The 16463-nt window shown below is 60.9% G+C and carries 15 protein-coding genes; 3 read left to right on the plus strand and 12 right to left on the minus strand.

Annotated elements, in window-relative coordinates; genetic code table 11:
* Nucleotides 1-274: 274 nt before the first annotated feature.
* Nucleotides 275-445 (minus strand): hypothetical protein, encoded by a 171-nt coding sequence (locus FAA97_RS21135; RefSeq protein ID WP_168801062.1) that lies wholly within the window; start codon nucleotides 443-445, stop codon nucleotides 275-277.
* A gap of 317 nt (nucleotides 446-762) precedes the next feature.
* Nucleotides 763-1074, minus strand: a complete 312-nt coding sequence (locus tag FAA97_RS20155; RefSeq protein ID WP_011654735.1) for a DUF736 domain-containing protein — start codon at nucleotides 1072-1074, stop codon at nucleotides 763-765.
* Between the two features lie 484 nt (nucleotides 1075-1558).
* On the opposite strand from FAA97_RS20155, the gene FAA97_RS20165 reads away from it, so the two are divergent.
* On the plus strand, nucleotides 1559-1774 hold the full coding sequence (locus FAA97_RS20165; RefSeq protein WP_136600372.1) for a hypothetical protein: 216 nt from the start codon (nucleotides 1559-1561) through the stop codon (nucleotides 1772-1774).
* On the opposite strand, the gene FAA97_RS20170 is transcribed toward FAA97_RS20165, so the two are convergent.
* Nucleotides 1758-2684 (minus strand): ArdC family protein, encoded by a 927-nt coding sequence (locus FAA97_RS20170; RefSeq protein WP_136600373.1) that lies wholly within the window; start codon nucleotides 2682-2684, stop codon nucleotides 1758-1760. The genes FAA97_RS20165 and FAA97_RS20170 overlap by 17 nt on opposite strands.
* 313 nt (nucleotides 2685-2997) lie before the next feature.
* Between FAA97_RS20170 and FAA97_RS20175 the strand changes: the two genes are divergently transcribed.
* On the plus strand, nucleotides 2998-3291 hold the full coding sequence (locus tag FAA97_RS20175) for a hypothetical protein (RefSeq protein WP_136600388.1): 294 nt from the start codon (nucleotides 2998-3000) through the stop codon (nucleotides 3289-3291).
* A gap of 102 nt (nucleotides 3292-3393) precedes the next feature.
* Here FAA97_RS20175 and FAA97_RS20180 read toward each other — a convergent pair whose 3' ends face one another.
* From FAA97_RS20180 to FAA97_RS20195, 4 genes are all read right to left on the minus strand, one after another.
* On the minus strand, nucleotides 3394-3981 hold the full coding sequence (locus FAA97_RS20180; RefSeq protein WP_136600374.1) for a hypothetical protein: 588 nt from the start codon (nucleotides 3979-3981) through the stop codon (nucleotides 3394-3396).
* A 321-nt stretch (nucleotides 3982-4302) separates the two neighbouring features.
* Nucleotides 4303-4755 (minus strand): hypothetical protein, encoded by a 453-nt coding sequence (locus FAA97_RS20185; RefSeq protein WP_136600375.1) that lies wholly within the window; start codon nucleotides 4753-4755, stop codon nucleotides 4303-4305.
* Nucleotide 4756: 1 nt separating this feature from the next.
* Nucleotides 4757-5062 (minus strand): hypothetical protein, encoded by a 306-nt coding sequence (locus FAA97_RS20190; protein WP_246041597.1) that lies wholly within the window; start codon nucleotides 5060-5062, stop codon nucleotides 4757-4759.
* Nucleotides 5063-5100: 38 nt separating this feature from the next.
* Nucleotides 5101-5676: a DUF7007 domain-containing protein gene (locus FAA97_RS20195; protein ID WP_342774490.1), complete on the minus strand. Its 576-nt coding sequence runs from the start codon at nucleotides 5674-5676 to the stop codon at nucleotides 5101-5103.
* A gap of 39 nt (nucleotides 5677-5715) precedes the next feature.
* Between FAA97_RS20195 and FAA97_RS21405 the strand changes: the two genes are divergently transcribed.
* A complete protein-coding gene (locus tag FAA97_RS21405) occupies nucleotides 5716-5970 on the plus strand; it encodes a hypothetical protein (protein ID WP_342774491.1) in 255 nt (84 codons plus the stop codon).
* Between the two features lie 98 nt (nucleotides 5971-6068).
* On the opposite strand, the gene FAA97_RS20200 is transcribed toward FAA97_RS21405, so the two are convergent.
* From FAA97_RS20200 to FAA97_RS21140, 5 genes are all read right to left on the minus strand, one after another.
* Nucleotides 6069-7817 (minus strand): ParB/RepB/Spo0J family partition protein, encoded by a 1749-nt coding sequence (locus FAA97_RS20200; protein ID WP_136600378.1) that lies wholly within the window; start codon nucleotides 7815-7817, stop codon nucleotides 6069-6071.
* 671 nt (nucleotides 7818-8488) lie between these two features.
* Nucleotides 8489-13609, minus strand: a complete 5121-nt coding sequence (locus FAA97_RS20205) for a DEAD/DEAH box helicase family protein (protein WP_136600379.1) — start codon at nucleotides 13607-13609, stop codon at nucleotides 8489-8491.
* A gap of 87 nt (nucleotides 13610-13696) precedes the next feature.
* Nucleotides 13697-14299 carry a DUF1419 domain-containing protein gene (locus FAA97_RS20210; RefSeq protein ID WP_136600380.1) on the minus strand — a complete coding sequence of 201 codons (603 nt, stop codon included), beginning with the start codon at nucleotides 14297-14299 and terminating at the stop codon, nucleotides 13697-13699.
* 119 nt (nucleotides 14300-14418) lie between these two features.
* On the minus strand, nucleotides 14419-15078 hold the full coding sequence (locus tag FAA97_RS20215; protein ID WP_246041598.1) for a DUF3991 and toprim domain-containing protein: 660 nt from the start codon (nucleotides 15076-15078) through the stop codon (nucleotides 14419-14421).
* Nucleotides 15079-15577: 499 nt separating this feature from the next.
* Nucleotides 15578-15754, minus strand: a complete 177-nt coding sequence (locus FAA97_RS21140) for a hypothetical protein (RefSeq protein WP_168801063.1) — start codon at nucleotides 15752-15754, stop codon at nucleotides 15578-15580.
* Between the last annotated feature and the right edge of the window lie 709 nt (nucleotides 15755-16463).

Consider the following 16463-nt stretch of genomic DNA (forward strand, 5'->3'; position numbering starts at 1 on the left):
CCTCTATTCGTTGGGCCAGTGGGCTGACCTTCTAGTCTGATTCCGGGGCGTTCTAGGCATCCCCGAAGCCTGGGTGCTTCGGTGATGCCTTAGTTTTAGGATCAATGTCCGCTTCGGGCCGAATTCGGACCACGTCGCCAGATGGCGGATGTCCGCTTTCGCCGTTCGGTACCCTTTCATCGGACAGTCCGCAGACGGCCCCAAATCGGGCGGCGCCTGACCGTATGTTCGGTTTTGGCGCGCTTGCCCCATGAGGCAATAGAGTGAGCCGCCCTTAGAAGGGCGGCTCGGTGTCGAGAATGCCATGCTGTTCTGCCATGGCAACTATCATCTCGGCCTGGGCCAGTTCGAGTTCAGCCGCAATCTGGCGGCGCTCATCGGCGTCGACGGCATTCCTGAACTCGGCCCGCAGTTCTTCGATGTGCTGTTCCAGGGAAAACGTCATCGTCTCATCTCCTTGAGTTTGTGAAAGACGAGGCCACCAGCCGGGAGGGGATGGCGGGGTCAGGGATCGCGCAAGCGACCGGCAGGGCCGGGGAGTGGGGGAGCCGATTTTCGGAAGGCGCCGCAGGCGGCTGGAGAAAATTGGGGGAACCGCTCATCCTTGAAGCCGGCATGCGCGAGCGGCACACTCCTGGTTCCTGAGCAGCCATCCCTCCCTCTCGTGTGCCACCAACAAAGCCGGACCAGGCTCAATGCCTGATCCGGCTTTCGATCTTCGCTGAAGGAATGACCGCGCCCTTTCGGGCGGGGCCGGGCTTCTTAGTCCCGGTTCGGGCGGGACCAGATCAGCTGGTAGCCATCTTCACCTTCGACCTCGGAGAGCGTCGCGTAGATCGGAGCTGGGAAGCTCGGGTCGTCGAGCTTGACCGAGAGGTAGTCGCGGTCGGTCTGTTCCGAGCGCTTCTGCCAGGCGGCGCCGAGTTCAACGGCTCCCGCGAAGATGCGGAACTGCGGGCCCTTGTCGGAGGGATTTTCGATGCGGGCAATGCGGGCCTTGACGTTGAGGGCGAGGGTGCGGATCGAGCCAGTGAAGCCGTTTTCGGTGGAGGTGAAGGTGCCGATGGTAGCCATTATCGTATTCCTTTTCGCTGTTTCGGGCCGCTCCATTGCGGCCTCGATGGCAGTCGCAAAGGCCGGAGACGATCGGACCGCACCCCCCGGGGTCCCCATTGCGCTTGCGCAATGGGGTGGGCCTTAGGGCCGAAACACCGTGGAGGGCGGCGTGGAGAGACTTTCTTGTTTCGTGAGGAATGACGGCTTGAGCCGGCAGGGGATGAAAGTATCGCAGCGCCGTTGCGGGAGTACGAGCGAGGCAAAGCCGTTCTTCGGCCAGACATGCCTCATCGAGCCCGCGAATGGAGCCCAGTCGTCAAGGGAAAGGGATACGGCAATGGCGTCCGACAACACCATGCCCCGATTGAATGCCTTACCGGATCGGTCTGATCGCTGAGTTCGCGGCTTAGGCACCTCATATTCGCGACCTCCCGGCCCACCAGGCTTGCCGCTCCAATCCTTCTCGGTAGAGTTGCCGGGCGATTCGTCGCCTGGAGGATTTATGGCAAATCAGACGAAACCGTTCATCGTCGAAATCAAGCAGTCCCGGAAAGTGAAGACCGGCGTTCAAAAACCGTCGATCTGGGGTTCGTTGAACCTGCGGATGGCCGATGATCGCTTAGCCGAGGTGGACCGGACAGACGAGCCGGCCGCCATCGTCGCTGGCGACCGGTCCAAGCGCATCTGCTCAGACAAGCCGATCAGGCTGCATCCCTGATTTCGGACCCGGTGGCCTGAAGACCATGCAGGAATGTGACCGCGCGTTGCGCGTGGGCCGCCGCCTGGAAGATCGCCCGCTTGTCGTCAGCCAGCACCGACAGCCAGGACTGGAGGTACGCAGCGTGATCCGGCCGGGGCTCGAGCTCGGGAACGAGGCCGAGATCGGCACATAAAAAGCAACTTCCGAGCTCGGCTATCAACTCTTCCCGGGCCCTCTCACTTCTGTCCTTGCTGTATCGCGACAGGTCACGCCCAACCCGATCTTTTGGCGAAGTCCAATGGGTCGTTTCATGGCTCAGGGTCGCGTAATAGCTGGCCGCGTCCTTGAAGGCCTGAAGCGGCGGCATCTGAATGAAATCCGATCCCGGTGCGTAGAAGGCCTGGTTGCCGCCGTGGCGGATGATCGCGCCGGTATTCCGGAAGAAGCGCTCGGCAGCTTCAATCCGTTCGACCGGATCGAGATCGGGCGTTGACCGGTCATGGAAATGGTCGGGCAAACCGTCAATTTGCTCGATATTGAAGACTGAGTAGGCCTTGAGGAACGGAATTTCCCGATCGATGGCGCCTCCATTTCCATCCGCCTCCGACTTCGTGAACCGACTGGCAAAGACAACCGTCGAGCCTGTCTCGCCCTTGCGGACAGCGGCCCCCAACTCGAGCGCCTGCTTGAAGGTCATCCACATCGACGAGGAAAAACCCCGCGACATCTGCTCCGACCAGAGCAGAAGCACGTTCATCCCTGAATACGGAAGGCCATTGTGACGAAGTGGCCGCGAGATGCGGCCCTCGGTCTTGCCAGCACTCCATGGCTTCATCCACGGGCGGACACCCTCCGCCAGTTCCTCAATAATCCGGTCAGTGATCTTGTTATAGATGTCCGTACGGTTCGATTCCCGGTTCCTGCTCATTTCCGTCTCCATAGTTTCAGGAACCGCGCCAATCGCGGTCCCGTCGCGGAGGCAGAAGGCAGGAGCTCCGGAGGCGGGGCCAAGCACCGGAACGGCCGCAACAGCGTGGAGGACGGCGAAGCCGTTGCCTGGCGCCGGCGGCTCCTGCAGGTCCGAAGCACGAGACGGGACCACGTTAAGTGGCGATCAACCTTCAGTCCGTGCGGATTTTTCGCACTCGCAACAGGACATTGATGTGCTAGAATCGGTTCACTGTTTCAATTTTGGCGCGAGCCAAAATATCGGAGCGATAGGCGGGGCAGGGGATCCAGACATGCCGGAATGGCCCAAAGAGAAGCTTTTGAAACATGGCCCGGAGCTTCCCATGGAAGAGCGTATCCGGCGATATCAGGAAAACATCCGCACCATCAGGGCATCTGGTTGCGCTGTCCCAACCTCCGCCATGGTCGATTCTCTTGATCCTGCGGTGATCGAGTTGTGGTTCGCCGACAACGCCTTTTCGATCGATCGTATACGAAAACTGACGGCGAAGCTCGCCGAGCTGCCCGATGATACAGAGTTCCCCACCCCATTCATTCCCGTCGCCAAGGGCGAGGGAAAGAGGTGACTTGAATTGCAGCCACAACAACAGTGAGCGGTGGCATGCCACCGCTCACTGTTGAATGACGGATGAAGAGGCGGGGCCGAAGCCCCACCTTGGTGCGTGTCCTTAGTCGAAGGCGGACATCTGTGCCTCAGCTGCCTTGCGATCGACGGACTGCCCTTGATTTTCGACCGGGCGATCGAAGGGTTTCCAGCTCTCTCCGACGATATGCTTGTAGGCGGCGACGGCGCCTTCGGCCGCCATCCGCAACGCATGCGCCTGGATGCCCATGTCGGCTGCGAACTCCCGCTTGCGGTGAGCGGCGCTGTCGTAACCGACGGGACCATCAAGGTCCTCGTCGCGGGCGTCGTTTGCAGCCTTGGCTGTGGCATCGCGTGCCTGGGTGACGGCGTTGCTGTAGAATTGCCCTGCGCCATGGGCGGAGCCGACATAAGCGCCGACGATCCGCTGGAGGTGGATCTGCATTGCGCGTTCGCCAAGACCTTCGCTTAAGCAGCTTGCTGTCTCGGAGATGAGACGTTCGTGGAGGTCGCGGATCCCGTCGCTGTCGATGACCGCGGTCCCGAAGCTCTCGGCGATCTTGATCGCCTGGGTGCTGTCCGGGCAGGTGAGCCGGACCATTTCGACGGTGGCACCCTTGCGGAGCTGCACGACGCGGGCGGGCTGGCGCGGATTGGTTGCGGGCTTGGCCATGTTTTTTCCTTTCACGCCGAAGCGGTTCCGGCCCCGTGCCGGCTTGCCCTTCGGTGCGGTCGACCCGAACCGGCGGAAGACGGGCGCTTCAAGGTCCGGGCTCGTCCAGTCCAAGCGGAGCCGATTTGCGAGCGAGCAGGGCAAAAGCCCTGCGATGTCGAGCAGAGCTGCTCCGTGCAGGATGGCGGGTCCGGCCGCCCCGCGGCGCGATAGCGGCCTTGAAGCGCACGGCCGCTGGTTCAGACCGCAGCAAAACCGAAGGACAAACCGTCACGGTGCCATGACTGGACTCGGAAAGGGACATGGCTCCAGCCCGCCCGGCTACCGCTCCTTGGCCTGGTCGGAAAGCTCGCCCGATACCGCTGCGCTCCCGTCCGCTCCGCTCCCCATGCCTGCCTTGGGCAGCCGATAAGATTGAAGCCAGGTCGGACCGTGGGTGTTTCGAAGCCTCCGCAGGATCCCGCCATCGTCATGAGGCGGTCCACCCAACCAGACATCGCCAAGGACGCTCTTCCAGCGTCGGCCATGTTTGACGGCATATGCACGCAGCGCCGCCTGCTCATCGTGGGTCAATGCAGGCCACCTCTCGCGCCTGTGTCTGGTCGCTCGAGGAGCCGTCCCGTCGCGGGCTACGATCATGCGCTTGAGCTCGGCCACGCCTGCATCGAGACATGCTTTACCCTCGAGATGATGGAAGCGCCGCCAGAACGCCGTCCGTTCGGCATCGGTAGATCCAATCCCGGCTTTTTGCTCGAGCTCGCCGATCGTTGCCATTTCACGCCTCCCGGTTCGTGTGCGGATAAGCTCCGGACAAAGATAGACGGTCACGCAGCGCTGCGATTGCAGCCTCCTGCCGAGCCAGCCTGCGCGAAAGCGCATCGACCTCGAGCTGTCGCTCCGCCGTGAGGCCGGCAAGGTTGGCGCGGTAGCGCTCCAGCAACGTGCGGCCATCGGGCGCTTTTCCCCTACGATAGCCGCTTTGCCGCCTGGCGATCTGGGGCAGGATCGCTGTGATCCGACGGGTTATTTGCCGGTCGATGATCTGCAGCTGCTTTTGGGTCTGGCGGCGAGCATCCTCCATTCGGGATAACTTAGTCGCGGGGGACAAGAGTGATCTCATCATGCAGCGCTCGCGCTCCATCCTAAGAAGCTCGATTGCCCCTCATAGAGAGCGTGCACATCCAGATCGATGACGAAGCCGAAGCTGCTACGGTTGCTATAATCCGCGTCGGGAATGAGAAAACGCCGTTCTTCCTGATTGAATTCGCGCTTCCCGCCTCTCGTGGCGACCACTTCTGTCATGCCTGTATGGTGGGATGAGGCGATCGCCGAGATGACGATCCAATCGCCGGCATGGTTGCGCTCGAAGGTCGCGCGATCTTTCGACCGGGATTCCCCGGGTCCAAGCTGGCGACCGCGAAGCTTCTCCCAGAAGGCCGGAAAAGTGTCTTTTCCGATTTGATCCGCACATCGGCGTTCATAGCCCGTGAAAATATCAGGAAAGGTCAGGGCGACGATCGCCCATTCGCAATCTTCTTCGTACCAGCCGCCTGCACTGCGGACGGATGCATCGACCAGAAGGTTTCGATCGGGAGAAAGGTGGAAGCCTCCATGTCCTGAGGTAGAGTGGCTGACAACTCCCTCGGCATAAATCATGGCCAGCTGTGATCGACCCCAAGGCGTGCTCGCCGTCATGCGGGTCTGGACGCGAGCGAGGCTTGAGAGCTCAGACATGTGTTCGGCGGTCTCGATTGCGCGCGCACGGAAGGCAGCTTCGCTGTCGATCCGACCATCATGCCGGAAGAAATGATGACGACGCGCCTCAGCGAGAGGCTTGGTGAAACGCCAGGCACTGGCGAGAAAGAAGTCGCCGCTTCCATTGGCAATAAGGCCAAGGAGTGTGTCACCGATGCGCGCGACGGCAAACCCATCGGCGCTTGTCCCGAATTCGACGCTGTCGGCGGCCTGTTTGCTGGTAGGTGTGCTTGAAGGTCCGTTCATTGCCGGGCTCCATTAAAAAGGGTGCGGAAAAGCGAACCGCCGGCGGGAGGCCGACGGCGGAATGATTGATCTGGGAAGGTTGAGGACTATTCGGCAGCGATACCGTATGCCGTTTCAAGGTCGTCCAGCGTCGCCACGTCTTCCGTGGCGTCCGTCCCACCGGAGAGACCCACCTCTTCGCCGACATCATCCGTCGTGAAGCCCGCCGCCCCATCCACCGTGGTCTCGGCCTCGTCTTGGAGAGCGGTCTTCTGATCAAGATGCTTGAGGAGGGCGAGCGTATCCGCCGGCGACGGCGCGAAGAGGGCTGATGGATGCACGAGGTTCTGGTCCCCTTCGAAATGGGCGACGAGAGCGGAGCGGGTCTCCCGGACGCGCGCACGCGGTTCAAGACCGGCATCCTTGGCAACGGTTTCCAGCGCCTGGCGCGACAGGCACGCGAAAAATTCCTCCGACCCCATATTCGGCAGATAGCTGTCCGCACCGATCGCTTCGCCCGCAAGGCGAGAGACGACGCCGCTGTTCGACATGCCACGGCGGCATGAAAGCACATCGATCAAGGTTGCTCGCGCCGCAACGCGGACAATATCCATATCGAATGAGAGCCTGCCATCCTCCGTCAACAGACGAGCCACATGACGGCCAAAGCGAGCGCCGCCATAGAGGGCGCCGCCTGCGCCGGAATCGACGCGCACGTTCTGACCGGCAAAGGCCAGAACGAGCAGCGTCATCAGCATATCGTCTTCGATCGGGGCGCGGCCGAGCGCGTCGTGCAGGGCGTCGGTGCGGAAATCACCGATCATGTCCTGGCCTTTCTGGGTGACATCGGGGCGTGCCTTCGGTGCTGCGGCGCTGTCGCCATCGACGACGACGTCACCACCAGGCGTCGTGCCACCCTTCGCCTTCGCTGCCTCCGGCATGCGGTAATGGACAGTTTGGACCTTGCCGTCGCGGTCGAGATAGAGGCCCGCATGGTCAGTTTTGGAAGGCTTTCCGTAGACCTGGGCAGCCTTCTTCGGCAGTTCGGGCTGGCCCCAAGTGTTCACCTCGACGATGGCGCCACGCTTCGGCAGATTCGATGTCATCCACTCGTGCTGAGCGCCGAGAAAGCCCTCGACATTGGTTGTATAGCGGCCGTCCTGATCGGCTGGTGCGAAGAGGTCCTCGACCCATGCGATGCCATAGGCTTCGCGCAAATCTTCGCCGAAGCTCGCATCCTTGGCATACATCCGCTTTTTCGTGAGCGCGTTCGCAATTGACCACCAGGCAGCGGTGTCGCCTTTCTTGGGCTTGTGGGCCTTCCAGACCTCTTTCTGTTCGAACTCGCTCGCGGCTGCGATAATCTTCAGATGCTGTTCGGAGGGCATATCGCCCAGCGCCATCTGTTCGAGCATGGCCGGCAGAACATTTGCGAGCAGGCGCAATTTGCGGATCTGGCGGACGGGAAGTGCCAGCGCGACCGCGATCGCCTCCTCGGTCCAACCGAGCGCGACCAGGCGTTCGATACCGCGCCACTGGTCGACCGGGTTCAAGGCTTCACGCACGCTGTTTTCGACCATCGAGCGCATGGCACCATTGTCGTTTGCAGCGTCCACCACCAGGATCTCGATTTCTTCCAGGCCAGCGGCGATCGCAAGCCGGACACGGCGGTGGCCGGCATCGATGATGTAGCCGTTGCCACCACCCGTTTCTGGAGCGACGACTGGCGGCTGGACGATGCCAACGGCCTTGATCGTGGCCAGCATCAGGGCATCGGCCTGCGGTGACGATGTCGTCTGGCGCATGCGGTCGGGATTTTCTTTCAGCGCGCGCGGGTCAACTTTCATGATCTGCATGGGACGGTCCTTCCAGGAGATATGCGAGCCGGCGCCTTGCCAGCCCTTCCTGTCTTCATTTTTTCCGAAGACATCACCCGGACCGCGGGGCGGCCGGATTGCCGCAACTGCGGCCGAGCATGCCTGCCGCGCAGGACAAGCGGGGCATCTGCCCTGCGATGGACGACCGGCCGGGATCGCGCAGGCGGTAGTTGAGCGACAGCGACGGCCGGAGGACCGATCTGCGAACCGGTATCCTCCTCTGTTCCTCTTTCCCTCCCAATGCTTCTGGCTCAACATCGTCTCTGTGACAGACGGTGCCTGCCTCCGGATTGGACGGAGACAGCTTCAAAATTGGACGAGCACAGATCAGGTGCCGCACTGGATTGCGGCACTGTCATTGCAAGGGCTTCGCTCTTCGACGCGCGGAAGCGCCGATCCCATCTTGGACAATGACGCGCACGTCTGCTCACCGCGAATGCGGGCTTCTTTCTGGAACCAGAGCCCAGCCCAAACGATGGCCAGAAAAAAGGGCCGCCGGCAAAAGCCGCGGCCCATAAAGTGTGGAGATCTTGAACCTCCAGAGGGGAACAGCTGCTGCGGCGGAACTGGGAGGAAGCCGCCATATGCATCAGCTGTAGACACTATGATGAATTTCTCATCGCATTGCACCTAAAATATGCGCAGTGCAGCTATGCCACGGACGCTTGACCCGCATCCGCTTCGATATCCGCCGCAAGCAGCGTCTCGTTTTCCCGCAGCTGCCGGCGTTTCTCAGCGAGCTCGTCGGCGAATGCAAACACGCCCCCATCCCGAGACCGATAGGATTTCAGGCGCTGTTTTGCGCAATCGAGCTTCTGGTGATATCGGCGCCGTTCCTCGTCAAAGCCACCGAGCGCATGTTCCAGCCTCGATATCGCTCCAAGAGGGGTGACGGTGACGGCCAGGTCGATTTCATGATCGGTACCCGTGCGCTTGAGGACGGTCTGGTAGTGGAAACCGTCCTTGCCGATCCGCTCGCCGTCGAAAACAAGATCAAAACTACCGATCGTGGCCAGATGCACCTCACCCTCCTGCTGGAGCTGCACGAGGGACAGGATTTCCTTCATGATCGCTCGGCCCGCCTCCTTGCGCTCCGTAAAGCGTTTACCGAGTGCCTCCATTGCGAAGGCGTCACCATTGGTCGGAATAAGCCGGCCAATATCCTGTCCGATCTCCTCAATACGCCGCATTGAATGCCGGATATCCCGCTCCGCATCCCGGATCTGCCGGCGCGCCGCATAGAGGTCGTCCTCATGGGCCGCACGCAGACGCTCAAGACGCGCGATATCGGCTTCGAGCCCAGCCTTCTTCATCAGGCGCTCGTCGCCGGACGCTATCGCCTTGGCCATGGCGAACTGGTTTGCCTGACCTTCGCCTATATCCTCAAGCCGCCGGATCGAGGTGTCGCCGGAAAGGGCAGCCGCGATGAAGCGGGCTTTGCGCTCATTGTTTTGCCACATCGAGGCATCAAGCGACCCTTGCGTCGCATAGGCGAAGATATCGACGACATCATGCTGGTTGCCCTGACGAACGATCCGGCCCTCGCGCTGTTCGATCTGCGATGGCAGCCACGGCACATCGAGATGGTGGAGCGCCTTCAGGCGAAGCTGGGCATTGACACCGGTCCCCATCGTCTCCGAGCTGCCGATCAGGAAGCGTACGCGGCCGGCTCTGATATCGCCGAACAGCCATTGCTTGGCTTCAGTCTTCTTGAAGTCCTGCATATAGGCAATTTGCGACGGCGGTACGCCGCGCCGGATCAGTTCGTCCCGGATCCAGCGGTAGGCTGAGAAGCCTCTGGACTTCTCGACATTGATCGTGCCCAGGTCAGAGAAGATCATCTGTGCCGCGCCCGGCAAGTCGTATGGCTTGCCGTCGGGGCGAACATAGGTGTTCTCCGATGTCTCCTGCCAGATGCGAAAGGCATTGCGGATCAGTAGGTTGAGCTTGTTTTCAGGCTCATCGTCTGCCGCCGGCATGACCAGACGCAAGTCGATCGCGGCATGACGGCCGTCTGTGATCACCGAAAGCAGGATGTCGTCGCCGGACTTTGCCGGACCCTCACGCTCTTCAATTGCCTTGATGCGGGTTTCGAGGAGTTTTTGGTAGGTCTTGAACATCGGCGTCGGTGAGGCGGTCACGATCTGCCGGTGGCCGGTCGAAACATCCGGCACGCGAACATGCTCCCTGAGGTCAGACGGCATGACCACATCCGCAAATCTGCGGAACATCGCAATTAACTCCGGGACATTGACGAAGGAAGCAAAGCGGCTGACCGGCTTGTACTTGCCCGATGGCTGGATCTCGAGTTCCGTCACCGTGTCGCCAAAGCACGATGCCCATGCATCGAATTCATGCAGTCCGCGTTCGCAAAGATCAGCATGACCGAGCAGGCGCTGGATCGAGAACATCTCGCCAAGCGTGTTGGTGATCGGCGTGCCCGATGCCAGCACCAGCGCCCGACCAGGGTTCTTCGTTTCGATGAAGCGGGACTTCACATAAAGGTCCCAGGCGCGCTGCGAGCCATTTGGATCGATGCCCTTCAGCGTCGACATGTTCGTGGCAAACGACAGCTTGCGGAACTCCTGCGCCTCGTCGACAACAATCTGGTCCACTCCGATCTCCGATATCGTCAGCAGGTCGTCCTTGCGGGTCGTGAGCGCTTGCAGCCGCTCTGCCAAGCCCTCCTTCAAGCGCTCGAGCCGTTTGCGCGAAACCCGGTCCTCGCTGTCCACCTTGACCAGCAGATCCTCGTAAAGCTGAACTTCGTCCTGGATTATCTGCAGCTCGAAGGCAGAGGGAACGCCAATGAATTTGAAGGCCGAATGGGTGATGATGATCGCGTCCCAGGTGGCGGTTGCAGCTCGGCTGAGGAAGCGGGCCCGCTTGTCTTTCGAGAAGTTGGTCTCGTCGGCAACGAGGATGCGGGCGTTGGGGTAGAGGCCCAGGAATTCGCGGGCGGCCTGGGCCAGGCAATGGCCGGGAACGACAAGCATTGCCTTGGCGATTAGACCCAGCCGGCGCTGTTCCATGATCGCAGCCGCCATGGTCATCGTCTTGCCGGCGCCCACAGCATGGGCGAGATAAGTCGAGCCGTCAGCGATAATCCGCCAGATGCCGCGTTTCTGATGCCCGTAAAGAACAAAGGCGCCAGAGGCGCCGGGCAATTGGAGATGGGAGCCATCGAACTTGCGCGGCGCGATATTGTTGAAGCGGTCATTGTAGTCGCGCGCCAGCCGGTCGGTTCGGTGCGGATCGGTCCACACCCAGCGCTCGAACTCACTGCGGATCTTCTGCAACTTTTCGCGCGCGGCCTCGGTATCGACGACGTTCAGTACCCGCCGCTCGCCGCTCACATCCTTGACGACATCGAAGATCTGCGGAACCCGGCTGTTGAGCGCATCTGACAGCAGTTCGCCGGAATGGCGACGGCTGGTGCCCCATTCAGAGGTGCCTGCGGCTGAATATCCGAGCTGACGGGCTTCGACCGTCCAGGAGCCAAGTTCCGGCATGTGATGAATCCGGATATCGGCATCCATCATCTCTTTGACGAAGCCGACGACATCCGAAGCCGGAATCCACGGTGCGCCAAGTCGAGCGATGATATCGGATGGACGCAGGTCAGCCGGCTGAACCTCTTGCAGAGATCTGACATTCCGGTTGAAGGCAGGATCGAGTTTGGCGGCGGCCTCCGCGACTGCGAGCTTCGTGCGGACCTGGCCTGACAGATAAGCATCGGCCGTTTGCCAGCGACCATCGGCCGGATCCTGGAAGATCGTGTCGCCCAGCTGATCAACGACAGCATCACTTTCGCAATGGAGAAGCTCTGCGATCTGATCGAGATCGACGCGGCCAGCCTCACTGAGAACAACGGCGAGCGCATCAGCAGCGCTGGAGACAACCGGCGGGGCAGGGGGAGCGATGACCCGTTCGGAAAAGATCGGGCCGGGTTTTGCCATATCGGTGTCGAGATCATAATCCTCGATCGAGGCCACCAGCCAGCAATCCGGATCGTCCCGGAAAGGCTGAAGGTTGGGCTGGCGATGTGTTTCGCGAACTTCGTTTGTCTCTGCATCCTCCTGGATCGAAACACTGGTATGATTGATCGGCCCAAACTCTCGAACAAAGCTCGACCATGCGACCCGCAACTGCACCTGTGCATCACGCCAGGGGCGATCGGCCTCCTGGGCCTTCAGGACATCTCGCACTGCATCCCGGATCGGGATCAGCTTCTTGATGATGCGGATGTGCTTTTCCGGGATACCGTCGCCGCTGCGGCCATTGCGGAGGGTGACTGGAACCGGCGCACCGTCGACAAACTGCATCAGGCCATGCCTCGCATCGATCATGTAGCTTCCTTCACGGACCTGCGAGGCCGCCGGCCGAAATTCAACGATAGCGCCCAGCTCGTCCTCAATGTCGAGATCGATTGACGTCGGCTCGCCGTCATAGATCCCCTCGGGAAGACGAGCGATCGCAGCGCTCAGATGCATTTCGAGATCACCACCGGCGCGCGGCCGGCAGGTATAGGTTTCTCCGAATGGACCCGAGGTCAGCGCGTGCGTGCCGAGCACAAACTCAGGATGACGGGCGAACCAGCGGTTCACGCGGATCGCACCGTCATCATCAGATGCTGGCCTGATCTCATCGACGTCGAGCCAAAGAGCATCGCCCTCGGGTTCACCCATCTTGCGCTTTCGAAAGAAGAGGAGATCGACCACCGTATCCGTGCCGGCGTCGCGACGAAAGCTGCCTTCGGGCAAACGGATTGCCGCAACCAGGTTCGCGGACTTGGCGATGTGCTCCCGCGCAGTGGTGTCGGCCTTGTCCATCGTGCCGGCACTGGTGACGAAGGCGGCCAGCGCGCCTGGTTTCAGGAGATCGATCGACCGGGCGATGAAGTAATCATGCAGTCGCAAGCCAAGCGAACGATAGGATCGGTCCGAGCGGACCGTACGATCGGAAAACGGTGGATTGCCGACGGCGAGATCGTAGATCGCGGTCAGATCGGTGCGGGCGAAGTCGCCATTGATGATCCGGGCGCGGGGCTGCAGGAGCCTTGCAATCCTGGCCGTCACGGGATCGAGTTCGATACCGGTGACATAGGCGCAGTCTCGGTACTCAGCCGGCATCAGAGCGGGGAACAATCCTGTGCCGATACCCGGTTCCAGAATGCGGCCACCCCGCCAGCCAAGGCGCTGAAGCCCGGCCCAGATCGCCCTGATGATAAACTCCGGCGTGAAATGCGCATATTGGGTGCAGCGGGCAAGCGACGCATAGTCTGCCTCACTGACCGCGGTTTCAAGTGAAGCACCAAGATCTTCCCAACCATCGCGGAATTCCGCCTCGCCCGGGCGCCGAAACATCCCGTTCGCCAGATCCGATGCACCGAAACCGGTGAAGCGGATCAGCCGTTCCTGATGCTCGCGCGTGACCGGCACGTCGTTCCGCTCGATCTCGTTTGCGGTCAGGATGGCTGCAATGTTGATCCGCCCTCGCTCCTTCCAGGTCGAGGCGAGAGAACGATCTTTGTCATCGAGGTAGAAATTGGCACGTGCGTTCTGCTTGCGGACAATGGGTCGTCGTTTGTCTGGACGCACATGTGCTGGCGAAGGTGAGGGCGGGATGGGATCCGGATCGTCGTCATTGGCGGCGATGGGATCGAAGCCCCCAAGACGCTCGAGGCCAAGCCCGAGCCCGGATGAAAGGGCAGAACTGCCAAACATGTCGAAAGTGCCAGGCTGGCCGATCGAAAAGGAATTGTTGATCATCGTAAATCTCCTTCATGGACGAGCGCCATCCAGCGTCCGCCAGAAAATGGCGGGTCGCGGGCGCGGGAAATGGTCGATTGGCGGGTGCTAGGCTGCGATGGACGGGAGATGGCGCATGTGAACCGGCAGTTTTACGGCGATCTCGTCGTCTGTCAGATGGTCGAGCAGTTTCAGGAGCGTGCCATGGCCGGCGCTCCAGAACATGACGGTTCGCCGTCCTCGCAACGCCTGCGGAAATCCATCGCCGGCATAGCCACGATAGGCGTCGGCTGTACTGCTCCAGATATGCTCAAGCCGTTCTGCGCGGGTCATGGCGCGAACAGGCCGAGTCTCTCGCTCAATGATTGCCTTGCGCATTCTCTCGACCGCAGTCCCATCGGACACATCGCAGTAGCCGTGGAAATAGCGGGTTCTGTTATCGATGCGCAGCGCGAAGAAGACGCTTGTGGCCGAGCCGGTCAGGAATTCGCGGAGCGCAAAGATGGGTCCGCGCATCCAGAGCGGAGGCAGGATTTCGAGCATGTAGTCATAGAGCGCCTCTTCGATCTCGAACCACTCACCGCTGTAAAGCGGTGCAGGGTCTGCCTCCCATCTGTTTGGCCGCTGATTATGGCGGTCAAACAGCTTGAACATCTGCGATCGGGTAGCGACCCCTTCGAAGACTTTACGGGCAGAGTGTGCAGCGTTCATTGTCGGCTCCTTCAAGATATCCAGACCGAAGCGATAACCGTTTGATCATCTTCCTCTTCAGTCCTTCGTGATATCTTCCGGGCCGCCGGCATCCCGCTCGGCCGGGTCAAGGGCCGGCGTCAGCTGGGCGCAGCCTCCCTTGATGCGGTCGATGGAGATGCGGCACGTCTCCTTCCACCCTCCTTTTTCGCATTCTCCTCACTTCTCTCCTGCAGGACCGCATTCCAGTCATCGGCCGGCGGCCGCAGGCGAAGCCAGTCGCTCGACATCTCATCGCTTAAAGCCCGAAGACGGTCGGCAAAGCTCTCTCCCTGGGTGTTGGCGTCGGTGGCGGCAACGAGTTGTGCGCCCGTGTCGGACAGGAGCTGTCTCAAGGCAGCTTCAGTTGCCGGCGACCAGCCTCCGCCGGTGCTGACGTAAAGCGTGCCATCGCAAACGCCCTCGATCGCCGCTAGGCTCATCGCATCGATGGCAGCCTCGGTGACGCAGAGCCGGATGGGAGCCGCAGCACCAAACCGGAACAGGATCTTCACCCCTCCGGATGCGAAGCCACGCCAGTCCGGGCCTCGCTCCTCCCAACCGGAAACTGCACCATCCTTGTCCCTGTGAGCCGCCCACATGCTTCCGAACGGTCCTTCTCGGAGGGCGCCCGCCTGCACCGCGTGGCGAACGACGGCGCCCGGAAGGGCACGGCTCCAGCAGAGATAGCGCCAGGTATCGGAGCCGGGCTTGGGGCGCTTGCGCTGCTCCCATCTATCAAGCACGGACGCCCGCGGCATCCTTTCTCCAGTATCTCGCCACGCAGGCAAGGAAGGAGAATATCCGCAGAGAGCCGCGACCCGGCTCACCCCTTCAACAAATCCAACACTCTCAAGAGTGGCAACAAGCGAGAATACATCGCCTTTTGCGTCGCTCAACGGATCAAACCATCCTCGACCGCCATGGGTTACGATGATGATCTCGGCGCCTCGCCGGAATTTTACGGCTCGGCGCGTGCTTTCTTTCATGTCGACCGCAAACCCGGCCTGTTCGAGGATGGCAGCGCAACTGACCGCCTCCCGTAGTCTCTCAATTTCTTCTCTTTTCATGACTTTTCCGATCGCCTGCGATCGTCCCTCGATTCAACTCCCCGCATGATCGGCGGGTCGTCTTCCGGCCGCCGCGAAGAGCAGAGGAGGCAAGGGCGCGGGATGCAAGGTGCAGTTTTGCACCGCCCGCGGCGGAGCTTCCCTTGCTGCCGCTAGCTCGCCAGCGGCACCCGGAACGGCAAATGCCGGCTCAGTGAGCCGGCCAGGGGAAGAATTCATGCAGGATCTCCAGGTCGTCGTCGGAGTCGATCTCGTCAGAGGGAAGCACTCCGTATTTGCCGTCGACTTCGAAGACGGTGACCGGGACCATCAGGTCACGGGAAAGCTGAAAGGCATGGGACTGTGCGAGAGAGAGATCGTGTGACATTTCGGGGGCTCCATCCGGGAGCGGGTCAATTCCCGCTCGATGGCTCCCTCAAAGGCCCGGGAACGGGCGCGATCACCGCGGAGGCGCAGCCGAGAGCGGCCGCAGCTGGCTAGCGGACCCCTTGCGGGTTGATCGTGGAAGATCCGGACCTGGGCCAGGACGCCATCGAATGAGAGCGGGATTGATCTGCTCCATGGCTGTACCGTCTGATTGGCACTCGGTTCCCGCGCATCACGCCTACCTGAGGGTGCCTATGGCCCTGGAGGAATAGCCATGCCACCTCGCAACTGACCAGAGTTCGAATTCTCTGCGCTTACCCCGGCGTCAAAAAGCCTCTGCGCAAGTTTGCAGACACATGGGCGCGAACTCTCCATCGGTGGGCTCGCAGCACTAAGCCAGAATGCACCAACAACAATTGCGAATGTACGACGGCGGCGACGGCTTGCGGCGAAAGTCACCAATCCCACCGCCAACATTTCGACAAACCGTGTGTCGTCGACAAGGGAGGCAACTTATCCAGCATCAATATCTTTCCCTGCATTTCTGGAACGCTGCTCCACGATTGCAACGATTCTTGATTCCAGAGTTGCGAGATCTCAGGAAACGTCCCTTGGCAAGCTCCGGATCGGGAGCATTGATGCTCGGCGTGACACACTAATTACCGTAGGTCTTTGTTTTTATTATTTATTTTTCATTGCGGCGTAATAGT

The sequence above is a fragment of the Peteryoungia ipomoeae genome (assembly GCF_004912165.1).
GTDB lineage: Bacteria > Pseudomonadota > Alphaproteobacteria > Rhizobiales > Rhizobiaceae > Allorhizobium > Allorhizobium ipomoeae.

What these genes read in the sequence shown, in the direction of transcription:
- FAA97_RS21135 (WP_168801062.1), bottom strand. Translation starts at nt 445, where the DNA reads ATGACGTTTTCCCTGGAACAGCACATCGAAGAACTGCGGGCCGAGTTC.
- FAA97_RS20155 (WP_011654735.1), bottom strand. Translation starts at nt 1,074, where the DNA reads ATGGCTACCATCGGCACCTTCACCTCCACCGAAAACGGCTTCACTGGC.
- FAA97_RS20165 (WP_136600372.1), top strand. Translation starts at nt 1,559, where the DNA reads ATGGCAAATCAGACGAAACCGTTCATCGTCGAAATCAAGCAGTCCCGG.
- FAA97_RS20170 (WP_136600373.1), bottom strand. Translation starts at nt 2,684, where the DNA reads ATGAGCAGGAACCGGGAATCGAACCGTACGGACATCTATAACAAGATC.
- FAA97_RS20175 (WP_136600388.1), top strand. Translation starts at nt 2,998, where the DNA reads ATGCCGGAATGGCCCAAAGAGAAGCTTTTGAAACATGGCCCGGAGCTT.
- FAA97_RS20180 (WP_136600374.1), bottom strand. Translation starts at nt 3,981, where the DNA reads ATGGCCAAGCCCGCAACCAATCCGCGCCAGCCCGCCCGCGTCGTGCAG.
- FAA97_RS20185 (WP_136600375.1), bottom strand. Translation starts at nt 4,755, where the DNA reads ATGGCAACGATCGGCGAGCTCGAGCAAAAAGCCGGGATTGGATCTACC.
- FAA97_RS20190 (WP_246041597.1), bottom strand. Translation starts at nt 5,062, where the DNA reads ATGGAGGATGCTCGCCGCCAGACCCAAAAGCAGCTGCAGATCATCGAC.
- FAA97_RS20195 (WP_342774490.1), bottom strand. Translation starts at nt 5,676, where the DNA reads ATGACGGCGAGCACGCCTTGGGGTCGATCACAGCTGGCCATGATTTAT.
- FAA97_RS20200 (WP_136600378.1), bottom strand. Translation starts at nt 7,817, where the DNA reads ATGCAGATCATGAAAGTTGACCCGCGCGCGCTGAAAGAAAATCCCGAC.
- FAA97_RS20205 (WP_136600379.1), bottom strand. Translation starts at nt 13,609, where the DNA reads ATGATCAACAATTCCTTTTCGATCGGCCAGCCTGGCACTTTCGACATG.
- FAA97_RS20210 (WP_136600380.1), bottom strand. Translation starts at nt 14,299, where the DNA reads ATGAACGCTGCACACTCTGCCCGTAAAGTCTTCGAAGGGGTCGCTACC.
- FAA97_RS20215 (WP_246041598.1), bottom strand. Translation starts at nt 15,078, where the DNA reads ATGCCGCGGGCGTCCGTGCTTGATAGATGGGAGCAGCGCAAGCGCCCC.
- FAA97_RS21140 (WP_168801063.1), bottom strand. Translation starts at nt 15,754, where the DNA reads ATGTCACACGATCTCTCTCTCGCACAGTCCCATGCCTTTCAGCTTTCC.